The following is a 299-nucleotide window of genomic DNA, read 5'->3' as shown; positions in this document are numbered from 1 at the left end:
GAAGGCGAAGTAGTCCAGTATAAAGACGCGTATCGGCTCTGCTACATCCGTGGGCCTGAAGGGCTCCTCATCGGACTAGCCCAAGAACTCAGCTGAGCGCAATACGAAGACAAATGGCGAAGAGCGACCAATGCCAGCGAGCGCGTCCGAGGCCGACCCGCCTGTTCGACGTCCATCCCTCCACGGTCGGCCGCGTTACACGCAAGCAATTATCGCAACGTGGGCATGCTGCCACGAAACGGCGCCTCGCGCCTTTGCTCGACCGCATCGACGTCCTGGATCTTGGCGGCGGTTAAGGC

Annotated in this window: 1 pseudogene; it reads left to right on the top strand. The window is 60.9% G+C overall.

Annotated elements, in window-relative coordinates:
- Window positions 1–96 (top strand): annotated as a pseudogene (locus tag AC0L2B_RS00090) (VOC family protein); the annotation flags it as partial.
- Between the last annotated feature and the right edge of the window lie 203 nt (window positions 97–299).

The sequence above is a fragment of the Mesorhizobium sp. WSM4815 genome (genome assembly GCF_055811575.1).
The sequence above is the reverse complement of the archived record's forward strand: the minus strand, read 5'-3'. Positions and strand labels throughout refer to the sequence as shown.